Source organism: Pseudomonas sp. QD4 (assembly GCF_049199125.1).
In the GTDB taxonomy this organism is placed as follows: domain Bacteria; phylum Pseudomonadota; class Gammaproteobacteria; order Pseudomonadales; family Pseudomonadaceae; genus Aquipseudomonas.
The window spans coordinates 2,182,204-2,204,646 of sequence record NZ_JBLZOM010000001.1 but is presented as its reverse complement, the minus strand read 5'-3'; the positions used below and the strand labels follow the sequence as shown (position 1 = coordinate 2,204,646).

The 22,443-nt window shown below is 62.1% G+C and carries 18 protein-coding genes; 9 read left to right on the top strand and 9 right to left on the bottom strand.

The genetic code is table 11. The annotated features are described in order from the left end of the window. Positions 1-4: 4 nt before the first annotated feature. Positions 5-748 (top strand): S-methyl-5'-thioinosine phosphorylase, encoded by a 744-nt coding sequence (locus tag ACOZJV_RS09985; RefSeq protein WP_421547508.1) that lies wholly within the window; start codon positions 5-7, stop codon positions 746-748. A gap of 47 nt (positions 749-795) precedes the next feature. On the opposite strand, the gene ACOZJV_RS09980 is transcribed toward ACOZJV_RS09985, so the two are convergent. The 3 genes from ACOZJV_RS09980 to mfd are packed head-to-tail and all read right to left on the bottom strand — an operon-like array spanning position 796 to position 7,524. Beyond that, positions 796-3,486 carry a DEAD/DEAH box helicase gene (locus tag ACOZJV_RS09980; protein WP_421547507.1) on the bottom strand — a complete coding sequence of 897 codons (2,691 nt, stop codon included), beginning with the start codon at positions 3,484-3,486 and terminating at the stop codon, positions 796-798. An 11-nt stretch (positions 3,487-3,497) separates the two neighbouring features. Next, entirely contained in the window at positions 3,498-4,064 is a 567-nt protein-coding gene (locus tag ACOZJV_RS09975) for a CsiV family protein (RefSeq protein ID WP_078471218.1), read from the bottom strand. 10 nt (positions 4,065-4,074) lie between these two features. After that, positions 4,075-7,524: a transcription-repair coupling factor gene (gene mfd / locus ACOZJV_RS09970; RefSeq protein WP_421547506.1), complete on the bottom strand. Its 3,450-nt coding sequence runs from the start codon at positions 7,522-7,524 to the stop codon at positions 4,075-4,077. 339 nt (positions 7,525-7,863) lie between these two features. Between mfd and ACOZJV_RS09965 the strand changes: the two genes are divergently transcribed. Continuing rightward, positions 7,864-9,327, top strand: a complete 1,464-nt coding sequence (locus tag ACOZJV_RS09965; protein WP_078471220.1) for a glyceraldehyde-3-phosphate dehydrogenase — start codon at positions 7,864-7,866, stop codon at positions 9,325-9,327. Between the two features lie 64 nt (positions 9,328-9,391). Here the strand turns inward: ACOZJV_RS09965 and ACOZJV_RS09960 are convergent, their stop codons facing one another. Then, on the bottom strand, positions 9,392-10,684 hold the full coding sequence (locus ACOZJV_RS09960) for an MFS transporter (RefSeq protein ID WP_078471221.1): 1,293 nt from the start codon (positions 10,682-10,684) through the stop codon (positions 9,392-9,394). Between the two features lie 331 nt (positions 10,685-11,015). Here ACOZJV_RS09960 and ACOZJV_RS09955 point away from each other — a divergent pair, with 331 nt between their 5' ends. Both ACOZJV_RS09955 and sthA read left to right on the top strand, forming a co-directional pair. Beyond that, a complete protein-coding gene (locus ACOZJV_RS09955) occupies positions 11,016-11,993 on the top strand; it encodes an FAD:protein FMN transferase (protein WP_421547605.1) in 978 nt (325 codons plus the stop codon). 201 nt (positions 11,994-12,194) lie between these two features. After that, on the top strand, positions 12,195-13,589 hold the full coding sequence (gene sthA / locus ACOZJV_RS09950) for a Si-specific NAD(P)(+) transhydrogenase (RefSeq protein ID WP_078471222.1): 1,395 nt from the start codon (positions 12,195-12,197) through the stop codon (positions 13,587-13,589). Positions 13,590-13,631: 42 nt separating this feature from the next. Here the strand turns inward: sthA and ACOZJV_RS09945 are convergent, their stop codons facing one another. Next, positions 13,632-14,354, bottom strand: a complete 723-nt coding sequence (locus ACOZJV_RS09945; RefSeq protein ID WP_078471223.1) for a glycerophosphodiester phosphodiesterase — start codon at positions 14,352-14,354, stop codon at positions 13,632-13,634. 51 nt (positions 14,355-14,405) lie between these two features. Next, on the bottom strand, positions 14,406-14,993 hold the full coding sequence (locus tag ACOZJV_RS09940; RefSeq protein WP_078471224.1) for a PilZ domain-containing protein: 588 nt from the start codon (positions 14,991-14,993) through the stop codon (positions 14,406-14,408). A gap of 94 nt (positions 14,994-15,087) precedes the next feature. Between ACOZJV_RS09940 and ACOZJV_RS09935 the strand changes: the two genes are divergently transcribed. The 3 genes from ACOZJV_RS09935 (at position 15,088) to ACOZJV_RS09925 (ending at position 18,346) form a co-directional block, all read left to right on the top strand. Continuing rightward, a complete protein-coding gene (locus ACOZJV_RS09935; RefSeq protein ID WP_078471225.1) occupies positions 15,088-16,338 on the top strand; it encodes a lipoprotein-releasing ABC transporter permease subunit in 1,251 nt (416 codons plus the stop codon). A gap of 7 nt (positions 16,339-16,345) precedes the next feature. After that, a complete protein-coding gene (lolD, locus tag ACOZJV_RS09930) occupies positions 16,346-17,029 on the top strand; it encodes a lipoprotein-releasing ABC transporter ATP-binding protein LolD (RefSeq protein ID WP_178102957.1) in 684 nt (227 codons plus the stop codon). A 72-nt stretch (positions 17,030-17,101) separates the two neighbouring features. Further along, positions 17,102-18,346, top strand: a complete 1,245-nt coding sequence (locus ACOZJV_RS09925; protein ID WP_078471227.1) for a lipoprotein-releasing ABC transporter permease subunit — start codon at positions 17,102-17,104, stop codon at positions 18,344-18,346. Between the two features lie 27 nt (positions 18,347-18,373). Here ACOZJV_RS09925 and ACOZJV_RS09920 read toward each other — a convergent pair whose 3' ends face one another. Together ACOZJV_RS09920 and ACOZJV_RS09915 are read right to left on the bottom strand one after the other, a co-directional pair. After that, positions 18,374-19,735: a heavy metal sensor histidine kinase gene (locus tag ACOZJV_RS09920; RefSeq protein WP_421547505.1), complete on the bottom strand. Its 1,362-nt coding sequence runs from the start codon at positions 19,733-19,735 to the stop codon at positions 18,374-18,376. Beyond that, positions 19,735-20,415, bottom strand: a complete 681-nt coding sequence (locus ACOZJV_RS09915; RefSeq protein ID WP_078471229.1) for a heavy metal response regulator transcription factor — start codon at positions 20,413-20,415, stop codon at positions 19,735-19,737. Before ACOZJV_RS09915 ends, ACOZJV_RS09920 begins: the two co-directional genes overlap by 1 nt. Before the next feature lie 155 nt (positions 20,416-20,570). Between ACOZJV_RS09915 and ACOZJV_RS09910 the strand changes: the two genes are divergently transcribed. Both ACOZJV_RS09910 and queF read left to right on the top strand, forming a co-directional pair. Next, the gene (locus ACOZJV_RS09910) at positions 20,571-21,143 is read left to right on the top strand and encodes a cupredoxin domain-containing protein (protein ID WP_421547504.1); all 573 of its coding nucleotides are present in this window, start codon (positions 20,571-20,573) and stop codon (positions 21,141-21,143) included. A 67-nt stretch (positions 21,144-21,210) separates the two neighbouring features. Next, on the top strand, positions 21,211-22,041 hold the full coding sequence (gene queF / locus ACOZJV_RS09905; RefSeq protein WP_421547503.1) for an NADPH-dependent 7-cyano-7-deazaguanine reductase QueF: 831 nt from the start codon (positions 21,211-21,213) through the stop codon (positions 22,039-22,041). A gap of 45 nt (positions 22,042-22,086) precedes the next feature. Here queF and ACOZJV_RS09900 read toward each other — a convergent pair whose 3' ends face one another. Further along, positions 22,087-22,350 (bottom strand): DUF4404 family protein, encoded by a 264-nt coding sequence (locus tag ACOZJV_RS09900; protein ID WP_078471232.1) that lies wholly within the window; start codon positions 22,348-22,350, stop codon positions 22,087-22,089. Between the last annotated feature and the right edge of the window lie 93 nt (positions 22,351-22,443).

Sequence of the window (22,443 nt, the reverse complement as noted above, 5' to 3'; positions counted from 1 at the left end):
CACAATGACGGTTTACGCGATTATCGGTGGTACCGGCCTGACTCAGCTCGAAGGCTTGAGCATTCGCCAGTCGTTGCCGCTGGACACGCCCTATGGCGCGCCTTCGGCCGAGATCCAGATCGGCGAGTATGCCGGCCGTGAAGTGCTGTTCCTGGCGCGCCACGGTCACCCGCACCGCTTGCCGCCGCATCAGGTGAACTACCGGGCCAACCTCTGGGCCTTGAAGCAGGCCGGGGCCGAAGCGATCCTGGCGGTCAACGCGGTGGGTGGCATTCATTCGGCAATGGGTACCGGGCACTTCTGTGTGCCGCACCAACTGATCGACTACACCAGCGGGCGCCAACACACCTACTTTGCGGATGATCTGGAGCAGGTCACCCATATCGACTTCAGCTACCCCTACAGTGAGCTGCTGCGCCAGCAGTTGATTGCCGCGTTGGCCGCTGAAGGCGCCGCCTACAGCAGCCATGGCGTGTATGCCTGCACCCAGGGCCCGCGCCTGGAGACCGTGGCCGAGATCGCGCGCCTGGAGCGTGATGGCTGCGACATCGTTGGCATGACCGGCATGCCTGAAGCGGCGTTGGCCCGTGAGCTGGAGCTGGATTACGCCTGTCTGGCGCTGGTGGTCAACCCGGCGGCTGGCAAGTCCACCGCGGTGATTACCATGGCCGAGATCGAGCAGGCGCTGCATGACGGCATGGGCAAGGTGAAGTCAACCTTGGCCCGGGTGTTGGCGGCCAACGCTTAAGCAGCGACGAAGAGCCTGCGTGCCTCAGGGGGGGGGCGCAGGCTGTTTCAGCGGCCGGTCTTTTTGTCTGGCAGGGGCGCAAACAGTGCCTCGATATCTTCGCTCTGCAGTTTCCAGTCCCCGGCCTTGCGCCCATCCAGCACGCCCGCCGCCAGGTCGGACTTTTCCTTTTGCAGGTGCTGGATTTTCTCCTCCACCGTGCCCCGGGCAATCATCTTGTAGACGAATACCGGCTTCTCCTGGCCGATGCGGTAGGCGCGGTCGGTGGCCTGGTTTTCAGTGGCCGGGTTCCACCACGGGTCGTAGTGGATCACGGTGTCGGCTTCGGTCAGGTTCAGGCCGACCCCGCCGGCTTTCAGGCTGATCAGGAAAATCTGCAGTTTGCCGCTCTGGAAGTCCCTGACCGGTGTCCGCCGATCGCGGGTTTGCCCGGTCAGCAGGGCGTAGGCGATGTTGCGGCGTTTCAGTTCGGCCTCGATCAGGGTCAGCATCGAGGTGAACTGGGAGAACAGCAGAATTCGCCGACCTTCCTCGAACAGCTCTTCCAGCATTTCCATCAAGCTGTCGAGCTTGCCCGAGGTACTGCCCCTTGGTGGTGGCGTGTCATTCACCAGGCGCAGGTCGCAGCAGACCTGGCGCAGCTTGAGCAGGGCTTCAAGGATGATGATCTGGCTGCGGGCCACGCCCTTGCGGGTGATTTCGTCGCGGACCTTCTTGTCCATGGCCAGGCGCATGGTTTCGTACACATCGCGCTGGGCTTCATTGAGGTCGACCCAGTGAATGATCTCGGTCTTGGGCGGCAGTTCGGTGGCGACCTGCTCCTTGGTGCGGCGCAGGAGGAAGGGTTTGATCCGGCCGTTCAGGTGTTGCAGGCGCACTTCGCTGGCGTGTTTCTCGATCGGGACTCGGTAGTCGCGGTTGAAGCTTTTGACGTCGCCGAGCCAGCCGGGCAGCAGGAAGTGGAACAGCGACCACAGTTCCCCCAGGTGGTTTTCCAGGGGCGTGCCGGACAGGCACAGGCGTTGCCGGGCGTTCAGCGCGCGGGCGGCCTGGGCGGCTTTGCTCGACGGGTTCTTGATGTACTGCGCCTCATCGAGCACCAGCACATGCAGCGCCACGGCGCTAAGCTGATCGATGTCCTTGGGCAGCAGGGCGTAGGTGGTCAGGAGCAGGTCGTAGTCGGCCAGTTGCTCGAAATGCTTTTTACGCCCCGCGCCATACAGCGCCAGGACTTTGAGCTGCGGCGTGAAATGCGCCGCCTCATCCAGCCAGTTGGGGATCAGGCTGGTGGGCATCACCACCATGCACGGGCGATCCAGGCGCCCGGCGTTTTTCTCACTCAGGACATGGGCCAGGGTCTGCAGGGTTTTGCCCAGGCCCATGTCATCGGCGAGGATGCCGCCCACTTCCAGTTGCCGCAGCGACTGCATCCAGTTCAGGCCTTCCAGCTGATAGGGCCGCAGCGTGGCATTCAGGCCCTCGGGGGCCGGGGCTGAATAGTCGCGGATATCCCGCAGGCGCTGGGCAAAGGTGCGGATGTGATCACCGCCCTCCCACAGCAGGGGCAGTTCTTCCAGCGGATTGAGGCGGATCGCATCGGCGCTGTTCAGGCGCAGGGCGGTTTCACCCGGCTCTTGCAGGTAAAACTCGCCCAGGGTCGCCAGCACCGGTTTCAAGCGGCCATAGGGCAGCGCCACCTGCAGCGCGCCGTGGGGTGAGTTGGGGCGATTGGGGATGTTCACCAGAACCAGCTCGTCGTCGCGGCGTTTGGCCAGGCGTTCCGGGTTGAGCAGTTCGGTGTGGGAGCGCATCAGGTTAAGCAGGATCGGCAGCAGGCTCAGGCGTTCGCCGTTGACGATAATCCCCAGCTCCAGGTCGAACCAGTCGCGACCGGGTGCCTCTTCAACAGTGGCGTACCAGTCATCGACGGTGGTCAGGTCGAAGCCGAAATCTTCGTCGATCTGCAGTTCCCAGCCCTGACTGCGCAACTTCGGCAGCTCATTGAGGGTGAAGGTCAGCCAGGCGCTGTCATTGACCATCTCGAACAGTTCGCCGGCGCTTTCCGGCAGGGCCTTGCTTTGCCGAGTGGCGATCTTGAAGCCCAGGCCGCGCAGTGTTTCCCGATGACGTTGCTCGACCTCGGGCTGGCGCTTGATGCGCAGGACCTGATGTTCCTGGCGGATCAGGATGTCAGCGTTTTTCTGCCCGCTGACGTACTCGTCCAGGTAACTGAAGGAGAGGGCGGCGCGGTGCTGAATATAGCGCTGCATCTTGCCGTTGCGCGGCTCGAAGGCGCTGAACTCGACACTCGCCAGCCACAGGCGCGGCACCGGCTGCACGTTGTCCAGCAGCTGCTGCGGCAGGGCGGCGGGGTTGCGATTGTCGAGCACCGCCTGCAGCTTCTCCAGCAGTTCGGCGTCCTTGGCGGCTGCGGGGTAGGCCAGGGTTTCCTGGACCTGCAGCAGCACCGCCGCCAGGTGTTTGCAGTGGTTGTGCACCGGGCAACTGCAGCTGGATTCGCCCAGCAGCAGGGTGCCCTTGGCCGACTCGCGCAAGTGGATGGTCTGGCGGTAAACGTTGCCGCCGGAGCCTTCACAGCTGGCAGTGATGGTACTGTCGCCGGCCTGGACAATCCTTACGCGGTTTTCCAGGGCGTAGCGTCGGCCACGCTCCAGGGCTTGTTCCTTGAAACGGCTGACCCACGAAGGCGCCAGGGGTTTGGTCAGGGTCGAGGGCATGGGGACTTGATTCAGTCCGGTATTTCAGCAGGCGCTTGGCGTGGCGCAGGTGCGGAGAGTGAGGTGATCTTGATCAGCAGCGCCAGGTGGCCATTGTCGAGGTAGTTGAGCTGCCCGTTTCGGGTGTGGCTTTGCTGCTTCAGGCGTTCGCTGGCGGTGACCAGGCCGTTGCCATCGATCTGGTTGACCCAGAAGTCGGCATCGACATCGGTAAAGCGCCCGAGCTTCAGGCCCAGGGTGCCTTCGATCGGGAACTGGCCGAACTGTTCCTGGCCGTCGCTGACGGCCACCTTGACCGGGTTCTCACCCAGTTGCTGTTGCCAGGCCTTGTGCATCAGCACGCTGTAGTCGCTGCTGGCGGCGAGTTTCTCCACGATACCGCCCAGGGCCGGGGTGCGCTGGCTGTCCGCTGACAGGCGCTGCGCCCCGGCGGCCCAGTCCTCGGGCGCTGCCCGGCTGATGATGGCCGGCTCGGCGTTCTGCCGGACCAGGATCATTTCCACCTGGTACAGGTCGTCGGCCAGGACGGCAGGAGCGACCAGGACCAGAAGCAGGGTCAGCGAGCGAAACAGGCGCATGTGGCGTCCTTCAAGCAGATTTCGGAGTGAGGCGCTCGAACAGCGCCTCCAATGTATTGAAGCGCTCTTCCGGGCGCTCCATCGGCACCATGAATTTGAACAGCGTAGCGCCTTCGAATTTGTAGCGTTTGGGCTGGCCCTGGATCAGCTTGATCAGTGCCAGCGGGTCGACCGGAGTGTCGGCGGCGAACTCGATGCGACCACCCTGCGGCCCGCCATCGACCTTCTTGATCCCCAGTTGCTCGGCCTGCAATTTGAGCAGGGTCAGGCGCACCAGGTTCTTGGTCGGTTCCGGCAACAGGCCGAAGCGGTCGATCATCTCGACTTGCAGGTCCTTGAGGCCGTCTTCGTCGGTGGCCGAGGCGATGCGCTTATACAGAATCAGCCGCGCATGCACGTCCGGCAGGTAGTCCTCGGGAATCAGTGCCGGCAGGCGCAGGTTGATTTCCGGGCCGCCGCCCAGGGGTTGGTCCAGGTTCGGCTGTTCACCCTTGCGGATGGCCTTCACCGCGCGTTCGAGCATCTCCATGTAGAGGGTGAAGCCCACGGCCTGGATCTGTCCGCTCTGGCCGTCGCCCAGCAGTTCGCCGGCGCCACGGATCTCCAGGTCGTTGGTGGCCAGCACGAAACCGGCACCGAGGTCCTGGGTGTTGGCGATCGCCTCCAGGCGCTTTTCCGCGTCCGGGGTGATTTGCTGGCGCGGTGGCGTCAACAGGTAGGCATACGCCTGGTGGTGACTGCGCCCGACCCGGCCGCGCAACTGGTGCAACTGGGCCAGGCCGAATTTGTCGGCACGCTCGATGATGATGGTGTTGGCACTGGGCACGTCGATGCCGGTCTCGATGATGGTCGAGGCGATCAGCACGTTGAAGCGCTTGTGATAGAAGTCGCTCATCACCTGTTCGAGTTCGCGTTCGCGCATCTGGCCGTGGCCGATGGCGATCCGTGCTTCCGGCACCAGTTCGGCGAGGTCGGCGGCGCACTTCTCGATGGTTTTCACATCGTTGTGCAGGTAGTACACCTGGCCGCCGCGCAGCAACTCACGCAGCAGGGCTTCCTTGACCGTGCTCTTGTTCTGCTCCATGACGAAGGTGCGCACCGACAACCGGCGTGCCGGCGGCGTGGCGATGATCGACAGGTCGCGCATGCCCGAGACTGCCATGTTCAGCGTGCGCGGGATCGGTGTGGCGGTGAGGGTCAGGATGTCGACTTCACTGCGCAGGGCCTTGAGCTGCTCCTTCTGGCGAACCCCGAAGCGGTGCTCTTCATCGATGATCACCAGGCCGAGGTTTTTGATCTTCACGTCATCCGACAGCAGCTTGTGGGTGCCGATGACGATGTCGATCTTGCCTTCGGCCAGGTCGGCGATGGCGGCATTCACTTCCTTGGCCGACTTGAAGCGGCTCATCACTTCCACGGTCACCGGCCAATCGGCGAAGCGGTCGCGGAAGCTGTTGTAGTGCTGCTGGGCGAGCAGGGTGGTTGGCACCAGGATCGCCACCTGGCGACCGCCGTGGACTGCAATAAAGGCTGCGCGCATCGCCACTTCGGTCTTGCCGAAGCCCACGTCGCCACACACCAGGCGATCCATCGGCTTGGGCGCGAGCATATCGGCCCGCACGGCTTCGATAGTGGTTTGCTGATCCGGGGTTTCTTCGAACGGGAAGCCGGCGCTGAAGGTGGCGTAGTCGGCTTTCGGGTCGGCGAAGGCATAACCTTCGCGGGCGGCGCGCCGGGCATAGATGTCCAGCAATTCGGCGGCCACGTCGCGCACCTGTTCGGCGGCTTTGCGCTTGGCCTTCTGCCAGGTTTCCGAGCCCAGGCGATGCAGCGGGGCCAGGGCGTCGTCGCTGCCGGTGTAGCGGGCGATCAGGTGCAGGTTGGCCACCGGCACATACAGCTTGGCGCCCTCGGCATAGGCCAGGGTCAGGAATTCCGCGGCCTGGTTGTCGATTTCCAGAGTGGCCAGGCCCAGGTAGCGGCCGACCCCATGGTCGATATGCACCACTGGCGCGCCTTCGCGCAGCTCGGTGAGGTTTTTGATCACCGCATCGTTGTTGGCATCGGCGCGTTTTTCCCGGCGCCGACGTTGCATCACGCGCTGGCCGAACAGCGGGCTCTCGGCGATCAGCGCCAGTGCCGGATCTTCCAGGAGCAAGCCTTCGTCCAAGGGGGCGATGGTGATTGCCAGGCGATCCTTGCCGGCGACGAAGTCTGGCCAGCTGTCGACGGTTTTCGGGCGCAGCTTCAGGCGTTCGAGCAGTTCCAGCAGCACTTCGCGGCGTCCGGCGGATTCGGCGGTGAACAACACCCGCCCGGAGAACTGCTCGAGGAAGCCGGCCAATGCCGCCAGCGGCTGGTTGGCCTTGGCTTCGATGGCCAGATCCGGCAGGACCTTGGCCGGGAAGCGCTCGCGGCCGACGCCGGTGTCGATGTCCTGCTGGCTGGCAACGACGCGCGGCCAGTTCTTCAGGCGGGCGAAGCAGTCTTCCACCGGCAGGAACAGTTCGGCGGGTGGCAATAAAGGACGGGACGGATCGACGCGGCGCTCTTCGTAGCGGTTGCGCACGTCGTTCCAGAAGTTTTCCGCAGCCTGCTCGATACCCGGCAGGGAGAACACCTGGGTGTCCTGGGGCAGGTAGTCGAACAGGGTCGAGGTGTCGTCGAAGAACAGTGGCAGGTAGTACTCGATACCGGCCGGGGTGATCCCGCTGCTCAGGTCCTGGAAGATCGGGCAGCGACGGAAGTCGACATCGAAGCGCTCGCGAAAGCGCGCCTTGAAGCGGGTCACGGCATCCTTTTGCAGCGGGAATTCCCGCGCCGGCAGCAGGCGCACCGATTCCACTTTGTCGATCGAGCGCTGGTTCTCCGGATCGAAGGTGCGCAGGGTTTCGATTTCGTCGTCGAACAGGTCGATGCGATAAGGCAGTTTGCTGCCCATCGGGAACAGGTCGATCAGGGCGCCGCGTACCGCGAACTCGCCGTGCTCGTACACCGTGTCGACACAGCGGTAACCACTGGCTTCGAGGCGCGTGCGCATCTGCTCGACATCCAGCTTCTGGCCGATGTCCAGCACCAGGCTGCTGCCCAGCAGGAACTTGGTCGGCGCCAGGCGGTGCAGGGCGGTGGTGATGGGCACCACCAGCACGCCATGGTCCAGTTCGGGCAACCGATAGAGGCTGGCGATACGCTGGGAAATGATGTCCTGGTGCGGCGAGAACAGGTCGTAGGGCAGGGTTTCCCAATCGGGAAAATGCAGCACCGGCAAATCGGGGGCGAAGAAGCTCAGCTCCTGCTCCAGGCGTTCGGCGCTTTGGCTGTCGGCGGTCAGCAGCAGGGTGAAGCGCTTGGCAGCGCTGGCAGCCTCGGCAATGGCCAGGCTCAGAGCGGCACCGGGCAGGTTGCCCCAGTGCTGTTTACCTGCCGCGGCAGGGAGTAGCGGTAGACGCAGAACGGGCACGGAAGGTTGAGCTCCAAGCGTTGCGACAAAGTCGGTAATTGTAGCGGCCCCGGGTGCCGCCTGTCAGTTGCTGACTGTGCCTATTACGTAATGAGGGAAATGTAGTGGTTATGACAAACAATGCCGCTCTTTGACTCAATATGTAGTGCCAAAATGCACGTATGGTTCGGAGGGTTACGGACAAGTCGCCGCGGGCTTTCCGCTAGGGGTGCTCTGAAAGCCGCGTATTTACTGGGCTGGAGCGACGCGTGTTTTTTGCGCAAGGGCTTTTGTTGCGGACCGCGCATTGCTCGCAGGGCGACTGGGCGGCATAATGTAGCCCCTTTTTTAAGCCCCTACATGTGGAAGGTTCCCGTGACTCAGAAGCCCGACCAGTGTCTTGGTGAATGGATCGACCGTGAAGCACTCGCAGAAGCGATGATTCCGCTTATCGGTCAGCTGTACCGCAATAACAATGTGGTGAGCTCGATCTATGGCCGCAGCCTGATCAACCAGTCTGTCATCGCGATTCTCAAAGCTCACCGCTTTGCTCGCCATCGTTCCTCCGACGACAGCGAACTCTCCGTCCACGAAACATTCCCTCTGTTGAAAGCCATGAGCGAGCTCAAGCTCGGCGCGGCTTCGGTAGATTTGGGCAAGTTGGCGTTCAAATTCCGCGTCGAAGGCAATGGTCGCACCGCCGAGCAGTTCGTGCGTGAAGAAATGGCCGACGTCGTTGGTCAGCAAAATGCTTCGGCGCGCAAAGGCACTGACGTGGTGCTGTACGGCTTCGGTCGTATCGGTCGCCTGCTGGCCCGCATCCTGATCGAAAAAACCGGTGGTGGCGACGGCCTGCGTCTGCGCGCCATCGTGGTGCGCAAAGGCGCCGACAACGACCTGACCAAGCGCGCCAGCCTGCTGCGCCGTGATTCGGTACACGGTTCGTTCAACGGCACCATCACCATTGACGAAGAAAACAACACCATCACCGCCAACGGCAACCTGATCCAGGTTATCTACGCGAAGAACCCGACCGAAGTGGACTACACCCAGTACGGCATCAAGAACGCCCTGCTGGTGGACAACACCGGTGTATGGCGTGACGCCGACGGCCTGGGCCAGCACCTGGCGTGCCCGGGTATCGACCGCGTGGTCCTGACCGCTCCTGGCAAAGGCAAGCTGAAGAACATCGTGCACGGTATCAACCATGCCGAGATCACCGCTGACGACAAGATCGTTTCCGCCGCTTCCTGCACCACCAACGCCATCGTGCCGGTGCTGAAGGCCGTGAACGACAAGTTCGGTATCGTCAACGGTCACGTTGAGACGGTTCACTCGTACACCAACGACCAGAACCTGATCGACAACTTCCACAAAGGCGACCGCCGTGGTCGTAGCGCCGCGCTGAACATGGTCATCACCGAAACCGGTGCTGCTACTGCTGCTGCCAAGGCCCTGCCTGAGCTGGCCGGCAAGCTGACCGGTAACGCGATCCGTGTTCCGACGCCTAACGTGTCGATGGCCATTCTCAACCTGAACCTTGAGAAAGCTGCCACCCGTGAAGAGATGAACGAGTACCTGCGCTACATGGCGCTGCACTCCGATCTGCATAAGCAAATCGACTTCGTCAATTCCCAGGAAGTGGTTTCCACCGACTTCGTTGGCTCGCGCCACGCGGGTGTAGTGGATGCCGAAGCGACCATCTGCCAAGACAACCGCGTTGTTCTGTACGTCTGGTACGACAACGAATTCGGTTACAGCTGCCAGGTGGTTCGCGTGATGGAAGACATGGCTGGGGTCAACCCGCCTGCATTCCCGCGCTAAGCGTCAGCGGTAAATGAAAACGCCCCGACATGTCGGGGCGTTTTTTTTGCCTGGGATTTAACTCTTAACGGGCGATAGCCGCTTCGGCGGTACGCAGTTCATGACGGTTGCCCTTGAACAGGATCAGTGTAGCGATCAAGCCAAGCACCGCTGCGGCGCTGAGCCAGATGCCCGGTGCGGCCTTGTTGTCCAGCACGTGGATCAGGTAGGTACAGGCCGCCGGAGTAAAGCCGCCAAAGGTCGCGGTCGCAAGGCTATAGGCCAAGGAGAAACCGGTGGTGCGCACGTCTACCGGCATGATTTCGGTCAGTGCCACAACCATCGCCCCGTTATACGAGCCGTACAGGAACGACAGCCAGAGCAACACGATCAACAGATGGCTGAAGCTCGGGTTGGCCACCAGCCAGGACAGCGCTGGATAAGCAGTGAGAATCGCCAGAATCGTCGCTCCCAGCAGCAGGGGTTTACGGCCGATCTTATCGGACACCGCGCCCATCACCGGCAGCCAGATGAAGTTGGAAATACCCACGCAGACGGTTACCAGCAGCGCGTCGAAGTCCGACAGGTGCAATTCGGCCTTGCCGAAGGTCGGGGTGTAGGCGGTGATCAGGTAGAACGACACTGTGGTCATCACCACCAGCGCCATACCGGCGATCACTATGCCGAAGTTTTGACCGATCGAACGCACGATTTCCTGCAGGGTAGGGCGGTGTTTGCGCGCCTGGAACTCAGGGGTTTCCTCCAGGGAGCGACGAATGACGAAGATCACCGGCACGATCAGGCAACCAATCAGGAATGGCACGCGCCAGCCCCAGTCACCCATTTGTTCGGGGCTGAGCCAGTGGTTCAGGCCCACGCCCAGCAGGCCGGCGAACACCACTGCCGCTTGCTGACTAGCGGACTGCCAGCTGACGAAGAAGCCTTTGCGGCCCGGTGTGGCGATTTCCGCCAGGTACACCGATACACCGCCCAACTCGACACCGGCGGAGAAGCCTTGCAGCAGGCGACCGAACAGCACGATCAGGGGCGCCGCGACGCCCAGGGTGGCATACCCGGGAACGCAGGCAATCAGGACGGTGCCGGCAGCCATCAGCGCCAGGGTGATCACCAGGCCCTTTTTACGGCCGTGACGGTCAATGTAGGCACCGAGGAAAATCGCCCCCAGCGGACGCATCAGGAACCCGGCACCAAAGGTCGCCAGGGACAGCATCAGGGAGGCGAAGGCGCTGTCGGTAGGGAAGAAGGTCTTGGCAATGGCCGTGGCGTAAAAGCCGTACACCATGAAGTCGAACATCTCAAGGAAGTTGCCGCTGACAACGCGAAATATCGCCTTGCCTTTGCCCGTGGTCGTGGACATTTTTTTTCACTCACTTTGGCTGTCTTGTTAGCAATCCCTGGTCATTACTCGTCCTTACTGCAAAGTCGGGGCGCGAAGCTGGACGCTGAACAGTTTTGTAACGATATGTGTATGAGGGCTGTCAGGCAACAAAAACTCTTGGTCTTGGAGTGGGAGGTGCCCCCCGGACTAGAGCTTTATCAGGGAATGGAATAGGGCTGATGGTCGCACCTGTGTCTGAGTCATAATGGCGCCCCCTGAAATCTCATGGCCGATGGGTTCGGTCCTGTGCTGGAGAAGGTCTTTGGCGGTAAATGATTGGTGGCGATGGGCTGCTCCCTGGGTGCTGGTGCTGGCGCTCCCCGGGTGTGGCAACGGGCGCTCCCAGGAAAGTTTCGGCGGCCCGACCATGGGCAGCACCTACTCGATCAAGTATGTCCGCCCGGCCGGAGGGGCGGAGCCTGGCGCGGTGCAGGCCGAGGTGGAGCAGATTCTGGCCGAGGTCGACCGGCAGATGTCGACCTACCGCAGCGATTCGGATATCGAGCGCTTCAACCAGCTGCCCGCGGGCAGTTGCCAGGCGATGCCCGAGCCGGTTTTGCAGTTGGTCAGGGTGGGAGAGCGCTTGTCCCGAGAAAGTGACGGTGCGTTCGACCTGACGGTCGAGCCCTTGCTCGACCTCTGGGGCTTTGGCCCTCAGGGGCGGGCAGAGCAGGTGCCGAGCGACGAGGCGCTGGCCCTGGCTCGGCAGCGCGTCGGGCATGGGCATCTGCGGATCGAAAGCGACCGGTTGTGCAAGGATGCAGCCGTGGAAGTGGACTTCAACAGCATCGCCGCCGGCTATGCGGTCGATCGGATCGCTGCCCGATTGCAGGCTATGGGTATCGATAACTACCTGGCGGAGGCCACTGGCGAGCTCAAGGCGGCCGGCAGAAAACTTGACGGCTCGGCCTGGCGCATCGCCCTCGAGGAGCCGCGGGACGATCAGCAAGTGGCCGAGCGCATCATCGCGGTGGATGGCCAGGGCGTTTCCACCTCTGGCGATTACCGTAATTACTTCGAGCGTGACGGGCGGCGCTACTCCCACACCTTCGATGCCCGCAGCGGCCGGCCGGTGGAGCATGCCCTGGCGTCCGTCACGGTGATTCATCCTTCGGCATTGATGGCCGATGGCTTATCGACCCTGTTGCTGATCCTGGGTCCGGAACGCGGCTGGGCGTACGCGGAAAAACAGGATGTCGCCGCATTTTTTGTGATTCGCGCCGATACAGGTTTCGTCACACGCAGCAACCCGGCGTTTGATCGCCTGTTTGCTGGGAAAAAGCAGTAACCTTGCGCGGTGCCGATGCCGGGGCAATGCAGGCAAAAGTAGCCTACGACGCGACCAAGGGTTAATGTGCGCGGCGTTGACGCTTCTATAGACTGTGCCCGGGTTCGTAACCGAGCCAAATTGATCCTTCATGCCGCTGGCCGCGGCATGATTTAGCCGGAGGCGCCAGAAGGGTGTCTCGGCCTGTTCTGAGGAGTACGCATGGCTGTCTACAACTACGACGTAGTGGTGCTGGGTTCAGGCCCCGCTGGAGAAGGTGCGGCGATGAACGCCGCTAAAGCAGGACGCAAAGTGGCGATGGTCGATAGCCGTCGTCAGGTCGGCGGTAACTGCACCCACCTGGGTACCATCCCGTCCAAGGCCCTGCGTCACTCGGTCCGGCAGATCATGCAGTTCAACACCAACCCGATGTTCCGGGCCATTGGTGAGCCGCGCTGGTTCTCGTTCCCCGACGTACTGAAAAGCGCCGAGAAGGTCATTTCCAAGCAAGTCGCTTCGCGTACCGGCTACTACGCCCGTAACCGCGTCGATGTGTTTTTCGGCACCGGCAGCTTTGCCGACGAGCAGACCATCGAAGTGGTGTGCGCCAATGGTGTGGTCGAGAAGCTGGTGGCCAAGCACATCATCATCGCCACCGGGTCGCGTCCGTATCGCCCGGCCGATATCGATTTCCACCACCCGCGTATCTACGATAGCGACACCATCCTCAGCCTTGGCCATACCCCGCGCAAACTCATTGTGTACGGCGCCGGGGTGATCGGCTGCGAATACGCGTCGATCTTCAGCGGCCTCGGGGTGCTGGTGGAGCTGGTGGATAACCGTGGCCAGTTGCTGAGCTTCCTCGATTCCGAGATTTCCCAGGCCCTGAGTTACCACTTCAGCAACAACAACATCACCGTGCGCCACAACGAGGAGTACGACCGAGTCGAAGGCCTCGACAACGGTGTGATCCTGCACTTGAAGTCGGGCAAGAAGATCAAGGCCGATGCCTTGCTCTGGTGCAACGGCCGGACCGGCAACACCGACAAGCTGGGCATGGAAAACATCGGGGTCAAGGTCAACAGCCGCGGCCAGATCGAAGTCGACGAGAACTACCGCACCTGCGTGCCGAACATCTACGGTGCCGGCGACGTGATCGGCTGGCCAAGCCTGGCCAGTGCCGCCCACGACCAGGGGCGTTCTGCTGCAGGCAGCATTGTCGATAACGGCAGCTGGCGTTTCGTGAATGACGTCCCGACCGGGATTTACACCATTCCGGAGATCAGCTCGATCGGCAAGAACGAGCAGGAACTGACCCAGGCCAAGGTGCCTTACGAGGTGGGCAAGGCCTTCTTCAAGAGCATGGCGCGGGCGCAGATTGCCGGTGAGCCGCAGGGCATGCTGAAGATCCTGTTCCACCGCGAAACCCTGGAAGTGCTGGGTGTGCACTGCTTCGGTTACCAGGCGTCGGAGATCGTCCACATCGGCCAGGCCATCATGAGCCAGCCGGGCGAACTCAATACCCTGAAGTACTTCGTCAACACCACGTTCAACTACCCGACCATGGCTGAGGCCTATCGGGTAGCAGCTTACGACGGCCTCAACCGGCTTTTTTGAGCGACTCCGGCCGGTGGCCTGAGCCGGCCGGGGAGACCGATTTCAGTAATTCTCGAGCGTGGCGCTGGCCAAACCGGGAAAGTCTGTAATCAGGCTATCTACGCCGAAGTCGGCGAGCCTGCGCATCAGCGCGGGTTCGTTGACCGTCCACACCGACACATGCAACCCCTGACGCTGCGCGCGCTGCAGTCGTTCGGGGGTGCAGAGTGTCCAGTTCAACGCCAGAATCTCGCAACCATAGCTTTGTGCGACCTTCAACGGGTCGAGCCAGGCGTATTCGGCCACCAGTCCGCGTGACAGGTCCGGCGTCAGCTCTACCGCGGCCTTCAGCACTTCGCGCGAACTCGAGGTCACGGTGACCTTGTCCAGCAACCCGAAACGCTGCGCCATCTCGCGAATCGCCAGGACCGTGGTCGCCGCCCGTGTACGCGAGGCGCTTTTGACTTCCAGTTGCCAGTGCTCGAACGCGCATTTCTCGAACAGCTCTTCCAGGCGCGGGATCGGGCAGGGGTTGACCCAGCCCGGGCCGCCCTTGCGCGCATCGTAGGTCACCAGTTCGGCAGCGGAGTGCTCAACCACCTTGCCGCGACGGTCAGTGGTGCGTTTGAGGGTCGGGTCGTGGATCACCATCAACTCGCCGTCCATGGACAGGTGCAGATCGAGTTCGCAACGACGTACGCCGTGTTTCAGGCATTCCTGAAAGCTGGTCAGGGTGTTTTCCGGTGCTTCGCCTTTGGCGCCGCGATGGCCATAAATCAGGGTCACGATTGCTCCTTCACGGAAAGTATTTCCATTCGATGGTGATTGCCAGGTAGATCAATCCGGCGTCGGGTCGCTCTGTTCGCGCGCCAGGCGGCGTTCCTGTGCCTGTTTTTGCAAGATATAGCGCGCCAGGAGCTGGCGCTGGGCGTCGGTCAATGATTCGAACTCGGTGCCGATTTCGAAGTTGCCGAAGCTGCGGGGTTCGCAATGGGTGACCTTGGCCCGCAGCAGGAGGCCCAGGGCCTGGGGCATCAGCAACAGCTTCAGGGCCAGGTGGCTGCCGGCCGGGTAGGCGAGGTTATGCTCGAATTCGATGCCGCCTTCGGACAGTTTCACTCGCTGGGGTTCGCCAAACTTGCCGAGTACGGTCTGTGCCACCACTTGGCCGAGCAGGTCGATGCGCTTGTTCATCACTTTGAGGTAGCTGGCCAGGGTTCGATCACGCTCGCTGACCTGGCGCAGCAGATGCTGGGATTCGAACTCGCTCAAGTGCAATTCGCTGAGCAAATTGAACAGTGGCGAAGCATCCTGCAACACTTCCTTGCTCGCCGCGTCATGGGCGGACAAGGGGCTAATTTCCAGTGCGATCATGTCCTCGATACGGTAGTATTCGCGGCGATCTTCTTCATCTAATGTCGACATGGCGAACCCATGGTAGCGGCGGTGGTCTGAGTGTAAAGCTGCTTACCAAGCCCCGCCACAAGGACGTCTTCTTTTCCTCCGAACAAGCCCCGACATGTTCAGACCTCTCTTCGTATTTATTGGCACGCGTTATACCCGTGCAAAGCGACGCAATCATTTTGTGTCATTCATTTCCCTGACCTCGATGATCGGACTCGCCCTCGGCGTAGTGGTGATGATTGTCGTGCTGTCGGTGATGAACGGTTTCGATCATGAGATGCGTACCCGCGTGCTGGGCATGGTGCCCCACGCGACCATCGAATCCGGTGAACCTATCAGCGACTGGCAGGGCCTGGCGGATAAAGTCCGGCAGAACCCCAAGGTGCTGGCGGTTGCGCCCTTCACCCAGATGCAGGGTCTGCTGACCAACAACGGCCAGGTGCAGAAGGTGCTGCTCAACGGCATCGACCCGGCCCGCGAGCGGCAAGTTTCGATCATCGATAACTTCATGCAGCAGGGCAAACTGGACGACCTGGCGCCCGGCAGTTTCGGCATCGTCATCGGCGACAAGGCGGCGACCAAACTCGGCGTCGGCCTGGGCGACAAGCTGACCTTCGTCGCGCCGGAAGTCACGGTGACCCCGGCCGGGATGTTCCCGCGGATGAAGCGCTTTACCGTGGTCGGTATTTTCCATGTCGGCGCCGGCGAGCTGGACGGTTACCTGGGGGTTACCAACCTTGAGGACCTGAGCCGACTGCACCGCTGGAAGCCGGACCAGATCCAGGGTCTGCGCTTGAAGTTCGACGACCTGTTCGAGGCGCCGCGCACTGCCTGGGAAATCGCCCAGCAGTTGGGTGAAAGCCACTACTACGCCCGTGACTGGACCCGCACCCACGGCAACCTGTATCAGGCCATCCGCATGGAAAAAGCCATGATCGGCCTGTTGTTGCTGCTGATCGTCGCGGTGGCGGCCTTCAACATCATTTCCACCCTGGTGATGGTGGTCAACGACAAGAAGGGCGATATCGCCATCCTGCGGACCCTGGGCGCGACCCCTGGCACGATCATGGCCATCTTTATGGTGCAGGGCACGGTGATCGGCGTGGTCGGTACATTGATCGGTGCGGTGGTCGGGATATTCGCCGCGCTGAATGTGAGTGCGGCGATATCGGCCCTCGAAGGCCTGATCGGACACAAATTCCTCAACGCCGACGTCTACTTCATCGATTACCTGCCGTCGCAGCTGATGGCCGACGACGTGTTGATGGTCTGCGGCGCCGCGCTGGTCCTGAGTTTCCTCGCCACCCTGTATCCAGCCTGGCGTGCCGCGCGCACCCAGCCTGCGGAGGCGCTACGTTATGAGTGAGTTGGGCATGAGTGAAAAAGCAATCTTGAGCTGCCGCGATCTGGGTAAGTCCTATGACGAAGGCCCGGAATCAGTCGTGGTGTTGTCCGGCCTGCAGCTGGAGCTGCACCCGGGCGAGCGAGTGGCCATTGTCGGGACGTCCGGCTCGGGCAAAAGTACCTTGCTCAACCTGCTGGGTGGTCTGGATACGCCTTCCAAGGGCAGTGTCTGGCTCGACGGCGAAGAGCTTTCAGCGTTGAGCGAGAAAAAACGCGGCCTGTTGCGTAACCGCTCTCTGGGCTTCGTCTATCAGTTCCACCACTTGCTGGCGGAGTTCACCGCGCTGGAAAACGTCTGCATGCCGCTTTTGATCGGCAAGACCGCAATCCCGGAGGCCCGCCAGCGTGCCACGGCGTTGCTGGAGCGGGTCGGGTTGGGTCACCGCCTGGAACACAAACCGGCCGAGCTCTCGGGCGGCGAGCGCCAGCGCGTGGCCATTGCCCGCGCCCTGGTCAACCAGCCGGGCCTGGTGATGCTCGACGAGCCCACCGGCAACCTCGATTCGCACACCGCCCAGGGCATTCAGGACTTGATGCTGGAACTCAGCACCTCGATGCGCACGGCGTTCCTGGTGGTGACTCACGACATGAATCTGGCTCGGCAGATGGACCGCGTACTGCACTTGCAAGAAGGCCATCTGGTCGCGATTTGATGCGGCCGCACACGGCGCTGGCGGCTACACCTGCCGGCGCCGGGTTTTTAATTTTTCTACGGTGCCTCGCCCATGTTCAGACCGTTATCGATCTTTATCGGCGCGCGCTATACCCGCGCCAAGCGTCGCAATCGCTTCGTTTCCTTTATCTCGATGACCTCGATGATCGGCCTCGCCCTCGGTGTGCTGGCGATGATCGTGGTGCTGTCGGTGATGAACGGCTTCCAGCGCGAAATGAGCTCGCGCATCCTCGGTATGGTGCCCCACGCCACCATCGTGGGCGTCAAGCCGATCGATGACTGGCAGCCCGTCGCCGCTGCTGCGCTGAAAAATCCTGAAGTCACCGCCGCCGTGCCCTTCACCGAGATGGAAGGGATGCTGTCGTACAAGGGCGCGATGCAGCCGATCCAGATCAGCGGTATCGACCCTGCCCAGGAAGGCAAGGTGTCGATTGTTGCCCAGCATATCGTCCAAGGCCGCCTGGAAGACCTCAAGCCCGGCGAGTTCGGGGTGGTGATCGGTGAAATCACCGCACGGCGCTTTCGCCTGAATGTCGGCGACAAGCTGACCCTAATCGTGCCCGAAGTCAGCAGCGCTCCAGGCGGTATTACGCCGCGCATGCAGCGCCTGAACGTGGTCGGCGTGTTCAAGGTCGGGGCCGAGCTGGACGGCTCCATGGGCCTGATCCACGTGGCCGACGCGGCCGAGATGCAACGCTGGCAGCCCAATCAGGTGCAGAGCGTGCGGCTGGCGGTCAAGGATCTGTACGCTGCGCCGCAAGTCTCCAGTGACATCGCTAAGGGCCTCGGCGCCGACTTCAAGGCCGACGACTGGACCCACACCCAGGGCAGTCTGTTCAGCGCAATGAAGATGGAAAAGACCATGATCGGCCTGCTGTTGCTGATGATCGTCGCCGTGGCGGCCTTCAACATCATCGCGACGCTGATCATGGTGGTGAACGACAAAGGCGCGGATATCGCGATCCTGCGTACCATCGGCGCCACGCCACGGCAGATCATGGCGATCTTCATGGTCCAGGGCACGGTGATCGGGATTGTCGGCACGTTGATCGGTGGTGTGCTCGGTGTGATTGCGGCGTTAAACGTGAGCGAATTGGTGGGCTGGCTGGAGCGGATCAGCGGCCAGCATATCTTCAGTTCCGACGTGTACTTCGTCAGCAACCTGCCTTCAGAGCTGCAAGGCGGCGATGTGGCGCTGATCTGTGGTGCCGGCTTCGTCCTGAGCTTCCTGGCCACGGTGTACCCGGCCTGGCGCGCGTCCAAGGTCGAACCGGCGCACGCGTTGCGTTATTCCTGAGGCCTGAGGCCGTTATGCCGGCCGGGGTCAGCCCCTGGTCGGCAGCTCGATCACAAACCGGGTCCAGGTACTGCCTGATTCGCAATGAATCTGCCCGCCATGGGCGCGGATGATCGACTGGGTAATCGCCAGCCCCAACCCCGCATGTTCACTGCTGCCTTCACGGCGCGCCGGATCGGCGCGATAGAAACGGTCGAACAGGCGCGGCAGCAGTTCCGGGGCAATCCCCGTGCCGCTGTTCTCGATGCTCAGTCGCAGCCCGCCAGGTGTCTCCTCGATGCTTACCCGAACCCGCCCTCCGGCCGGGGTGAAGCGCAGGGCATTGTCCAGCAGGTTGGACAGGGCCCGGCGCAGCATGCTGCGGTCGCCATTCAGGCGCGCCGTGCCTTCGCGGGTCAGGCTGACCTGCACGTCTTCCGCCAGGGGGGCGTAAAACTCCAGCAGCATGTCGGCCTCGTCCGCCAGCTCCAGGGCTTCACGCCGTGGGGTCAGCAGGCCGTGGTCGGCCTTGGCCAGGTACAGCATGTCGTTGACCAGTTGCGCCATCCATTGCAGCTCTTCGAGGTTGCTGTGCAGCGCTTCGCGGTAATCCTCCAGCGCGCGCGGGCGGGTGAGGGTGACCTGGGTGTGGGTCAGCAGGTTGGACAGCGGCGTGCGCAGCTCATGGGCAATGTCGGCAGAAAAGGCCGATAGTCGCTGAAATGAATCATCCAGGCGCCCGAGCATGTCATTGAAGGTGCGCGCCAGATTGGCCAGTTCGGCGGGCATCTGGTCCTGGGGCAGGCGTTGGGTCAGCGAGCTGGCAGACACCCCGGCGGCGACTTCACTCATACGCCGCAATGGGCGCAGGCCGCTGCGGGCAGCCCAGGCGCCGAGCACCGCAGTGGCCAGCGCCGAGAGGCCCACGGTCAGCCAGATCAGGTGTTGCATGCGCTGCAGGAAATGCTGGTGATGGGTGATGTCGAGCATCAGGGTCAATGTGGCCGAGTGCGGGTTGTCCGGTTCTAGCGCGACGCTGTACACGCGGTAGGCGTTGTCTGCGTCATGCAGGCTGTGCAAATTGCCGTCCATCGGCGCGGGCATGCTCAGGTTCGCGGCGCTGTCGAACCAGGTTTGCCCGTCCGGACCCTGGACGCGCAGCGCCAGGTCTGGCTGATGGTTGAGCTCAGCTTGCAACTGATGCTTGCGCTCGGCAAACCGCTGGATGTCGCTGGCGCCTTGCAGTGCGCTGCGCAAGGTCATCAGCTTGCTGTCCAGTAATTGCTGGTCGAGTTCGATGAAGTGGGCTTCACTGGCGCGGCTGAACAGCACCCCGGCGAGCAGCGAAACCACGGCGGTGCACGCTGCAAACAGCAGCGCCAGGCGGCCACTCAACGACAGCCGGCGCATCAGGCCTGGCGCTCTTCAAGCACATAGCCCATGCCGCGCACGGTGTGGATCAGCTTGTTGGGGTAGTCGTCATCGATCTTCAGGCGCAGGCGCCGAATCGCGACTTCGATGACGTTGGTGTCGCTGTCGAAATTCATGTCCCAGACCTGGGAGGCGATCAGCGATTTGGGCAACACCTCGCCCTGGCGTCGCAGGAGCATTTCCAGCAGGGAGAATTCTTTGGCGGTCAGGTCGATGCGCTGGCCGTCGCGTTCGACCCTGCGGCGGATCAAGTCCAGACGCAGGTCGGCCAGTTGCAGGCTGGTTTCCTGCGGGGCGGCGCTGCCACGGCGCAGCAGGCTGCGGACCCGGGCCAGCAGTTCAGAGAAGGCAAAGGGTTTGACCAGGTAGTCGTCGGCCCCCAGTTCCAGGCCGTGGACCCGGTCTTGCACGGCATCGCGGGCGGTGAGGAACAGCACCGGGGTGTCGAGCCCGGCGGCGCGCACGGCCTGGAGAATCTGCCAGCCGTCGCGCCCCGGCAGCATCACGTCAAGGATCAACAGTGCGTAATCGCCGGTCAGCGCCAGATGTTGGCCGCTGGTGCCGTCGGCCACCAGCTCGGTACAGAAGCCGGCCTCGCTCAGGCCCTGGCGCAGGTAATGGCCGGTTTTCGGTTGGTCTTCGACGATCAGCAGTTTCATGGGCGACTCGTGGCAAACGTAACGGCTGCTTTATACCTTGGGTGGTTGCAAGGTGGCGCAAGCTGACAAAGTTGTAATCTAGCAGTCAGCTGGCTGGCAGCGGCGCGGCGTTAGAGTTTCCCACAAGCTGAATGTAATCGTGTTGGAGTGTGACTATGGCGTTGGCAAGAAAGCACCTTTTAACCCCGCTGCTAGTGGCCGGCTGTTTGCTGGTCTTGAGTGGCCCGGCACCGGCTTCGCCGGCCCAGGGCTATGATTTCGGCCAGCCGGCCGCTGCATCCAAGGCTACGCGCACGGTGGAAGTGGTGATGGGGGATATGTCGTTCGATCCCAAGGCGCTGCAGATCAAGGCCGGTGAGACCGTGCGTTTTGTGCTGATCAACAAGGGGCAGTTGCTGCACGAGTTCAACCTGGGCAATGCGGCGATGCACGCCGAACACCAGCAGGAAATGCTCAAGATGCAGCAGAGCGGAATGCTCACCCCTACGGCCATGAACAGCATGCCCGCCGGGGCCATGGACCATTCAGCCATGGGCCATGGTTCGATGCCGGGCATGGATCATCAGGCCGTGATGAAACACGACGACCCCAACAGCGTGCTGGTGGAGCCGGGCAAGACGGCGGAATTGACCTGGACCTTCAGCAAGGCCGGCAGCCTGGAGTTCGCCTGCAATATCCCGGGGCATTATCAGGCCGGCATGGTCGGCAAGCTGACCGTCAGCCAGTAAGCGCCGGGAGCTCAAGGCGCGAGCAAAGGCTGGTAGAATCGCCTGATTCTTCAGTCAGGTTTCCGCCATGCATCCCGCAGCCGAACATTCGCCGCTGGGCAAGTCCAGTGAATACGTCTCTACCTACACCCCGTCCTTGCTGTTCCCGATTCCACGGGCGGCCAAGTGGGCCGAGCTGGGCCTGAGCGCCGAAACCCTGCCTTATAAGGGCGTGGACTTCTGGAATTGCTTCGAGTTGTCCTGGTTGCTGCCTTCTGGCAAGCCCGTGGTGGCGATCGGCGAGTTCAGCATTCCCGCGGACTCGCCGAATATCATCGAATCCAAGTCGTTCAAGCTCTACCTCAATTCGCTGAACCAGACGTCGTTCGCCGATCGCCAGAGCCTTGAGGAAATCCTGCGCCGCGATTTGTCGGCCGCTGCCGGCAAGCCGGTGGGGGTGCGTGTTCGCAGCTTGGGCGAGGTCGAGGCCGAGGGCGTGGTGGCGTTACCCGGGACCTGCATCGACGAGTTGGATATCAGTGTCAGCAGTTATGAGCATCCGCGTCCGGAGCTGCTGCGCTGCGATCCGTCACGTGTCATTGAAGAGAGCGTGCACAGCCATCTGCTGAAATCCAACTGCCCAGTCACCAGTCAACCGGACTGGGGCAGTGTGGTGGTGGAGTACCGCGGTGCGGCGCTGGATCACGCGAGTTTGCTGGCGTACCTGGTGAGCTTCCGCCAGCACTCGGATTTCCACGAGCAGTGCGTGGAGCGGATCTTCCTTGACCTGCAGCGCCTGTTGCATCCGGAGAAGCTGACGGTCTATGCGCGCTACGTGCGCCGTGGCGGGCTGGATATCAACCCGTACCGCAGCACCGAAACGGCGCAATTCCCCAACTTCAGGCTGGTGCGTCAGTAATAAAAAGCCCCGCTTATTGAGCGGGGCTTTTTTGTTTGATGCCGTTCAGATTCCGATGTTGCCGAGGGTCTGCACAATGTTGCGCAAGGTTCCGGCAATGGCGGGGTGTTCAAGCTCGAAGCGTTCGACGGCAAGGTTGACGCCGTCGGCGAGGCTGGAGTCCTGGGTGGCATTCTCGAGTTTGATTTCCAGTTCGATCTGTTGCATCAGATCTTGCAGATTGTCGCGCTCGGCTTGCGAAAGCGGAGGGTTCTGCTCCAATTGCTCGCGCAGGGTATCGAGTTGTTCTTGCAGTTCGCGGGCAGGCATGGCGTTCTCCCTTTATTGATAGGCACAGGCATGGACCGCGGCACTGAGCTAAAGGTCCATGGCCAGGCTGTTAGAGTAATCCACTCCCACGTG

Coding starts and splice junctions, on each gene's coding strand:
- ACOZJV_RS09985 (WP_421547508.1), top strand. CDS start 5: ATGACGGTTTACGCGATTATCGGTGGTACCGGCCTGACTCAGCTCGAA.
- ACOZJV_RS09980 (WP_421547507.1), bottom strand. CDS start 3,486: ATGCCCTCGACCCTGACCAAACCCCTGGCGCCTTCGTGGGTCAGCCGT.
- ACOZJV_RS09975 (WP_078471218.1), bottom strand. CDS start 4,064: ATGCGCCTGTTTCGCTCGCTGACCCTGCTTCTGGTCCTGGTCGCTCCT.
- ACOZJV_RS09965 (WP_078471220.1), top strand. CDS start 7,864: ATGTGGAAGGTTCCCGTGACTCAGAAGCCCGACCAGTGTCTTGGTGAA.
- ACOZJV_RS09960 (WP_078471221.1), bottom strand. CDS start 10,684: ATGTCCACGACCACGGGCAAAGGCAAGGCGATATTTCGCGTTGTCAGC.
- sthA (WP_078471222.1), top strand. CDS start 12,195: ATGGCTGTCTACAACTACGACGTAGTGGTGCTGGGTTCAGGCCCCGCT.
- ACOZJV_RS09940 (WP_078471224.1), bottom strand. CDS start 14,993: ATGTCGACATTAGATGAAGAAGATCGCCGCGAATACTACCGTATCGAG.
- ACOZJV_RS09935 (WP_078471225.1), top strand. CDS start 15,088: ATGTTCAGACCTCTCTTCGTATTTATTGGCACGCGTTATACCCGTGCA.
- lolD (WP_178102957.1), top strand. CDS start 16,346: ATGAGTGAAAAAGCAATCTTGAGCTGCCGCGATCTGGGTAAGTCCTAT.
- ACOZJV_RS09925 (WP_078471227.1), top strand. CDS start 17,102: ATGTTCAGACCGTTATCGATCTTTATCGGCGCGCGCTATACCCGCGCC.
- ACOZJV_RS09920 (WP_421547505.1), bottom strand. CDS start 19,735: ATGCGCCGGCTGTCGTTGAGTGGCCGCCTGGCGCTGCTGTTTGCAGCG.
- ACOZJV_RS09915 (WP_078471229.1), bottom strand. CDS start 20,415: ATGAAACTGCTGATCGTCGAAGACCAACCGAAAACCGGCCATTACCTG.
- ACOZJV_RS09910 (WP_421547504.1), top strand. CDS start 20,571: ATGGCGTTGGCAAGAAAGCACCTTTTAACCCCGCTGCTAGTGGCCGGC.
- queF (WP_421547503.1), top strand. CDS start 21,211: ATGCATCCCGCAGCCGAACATTCGCCGCTGGGCAAGTCCAGTGAATAC.
- ACOZJV_RS09900 (WP_078471232.1), bottom strand. CDS start 22,350: ATGCCTGCCCGCGAACTGCAAGAACAACTCGATACCCTGCGCGAGCAA.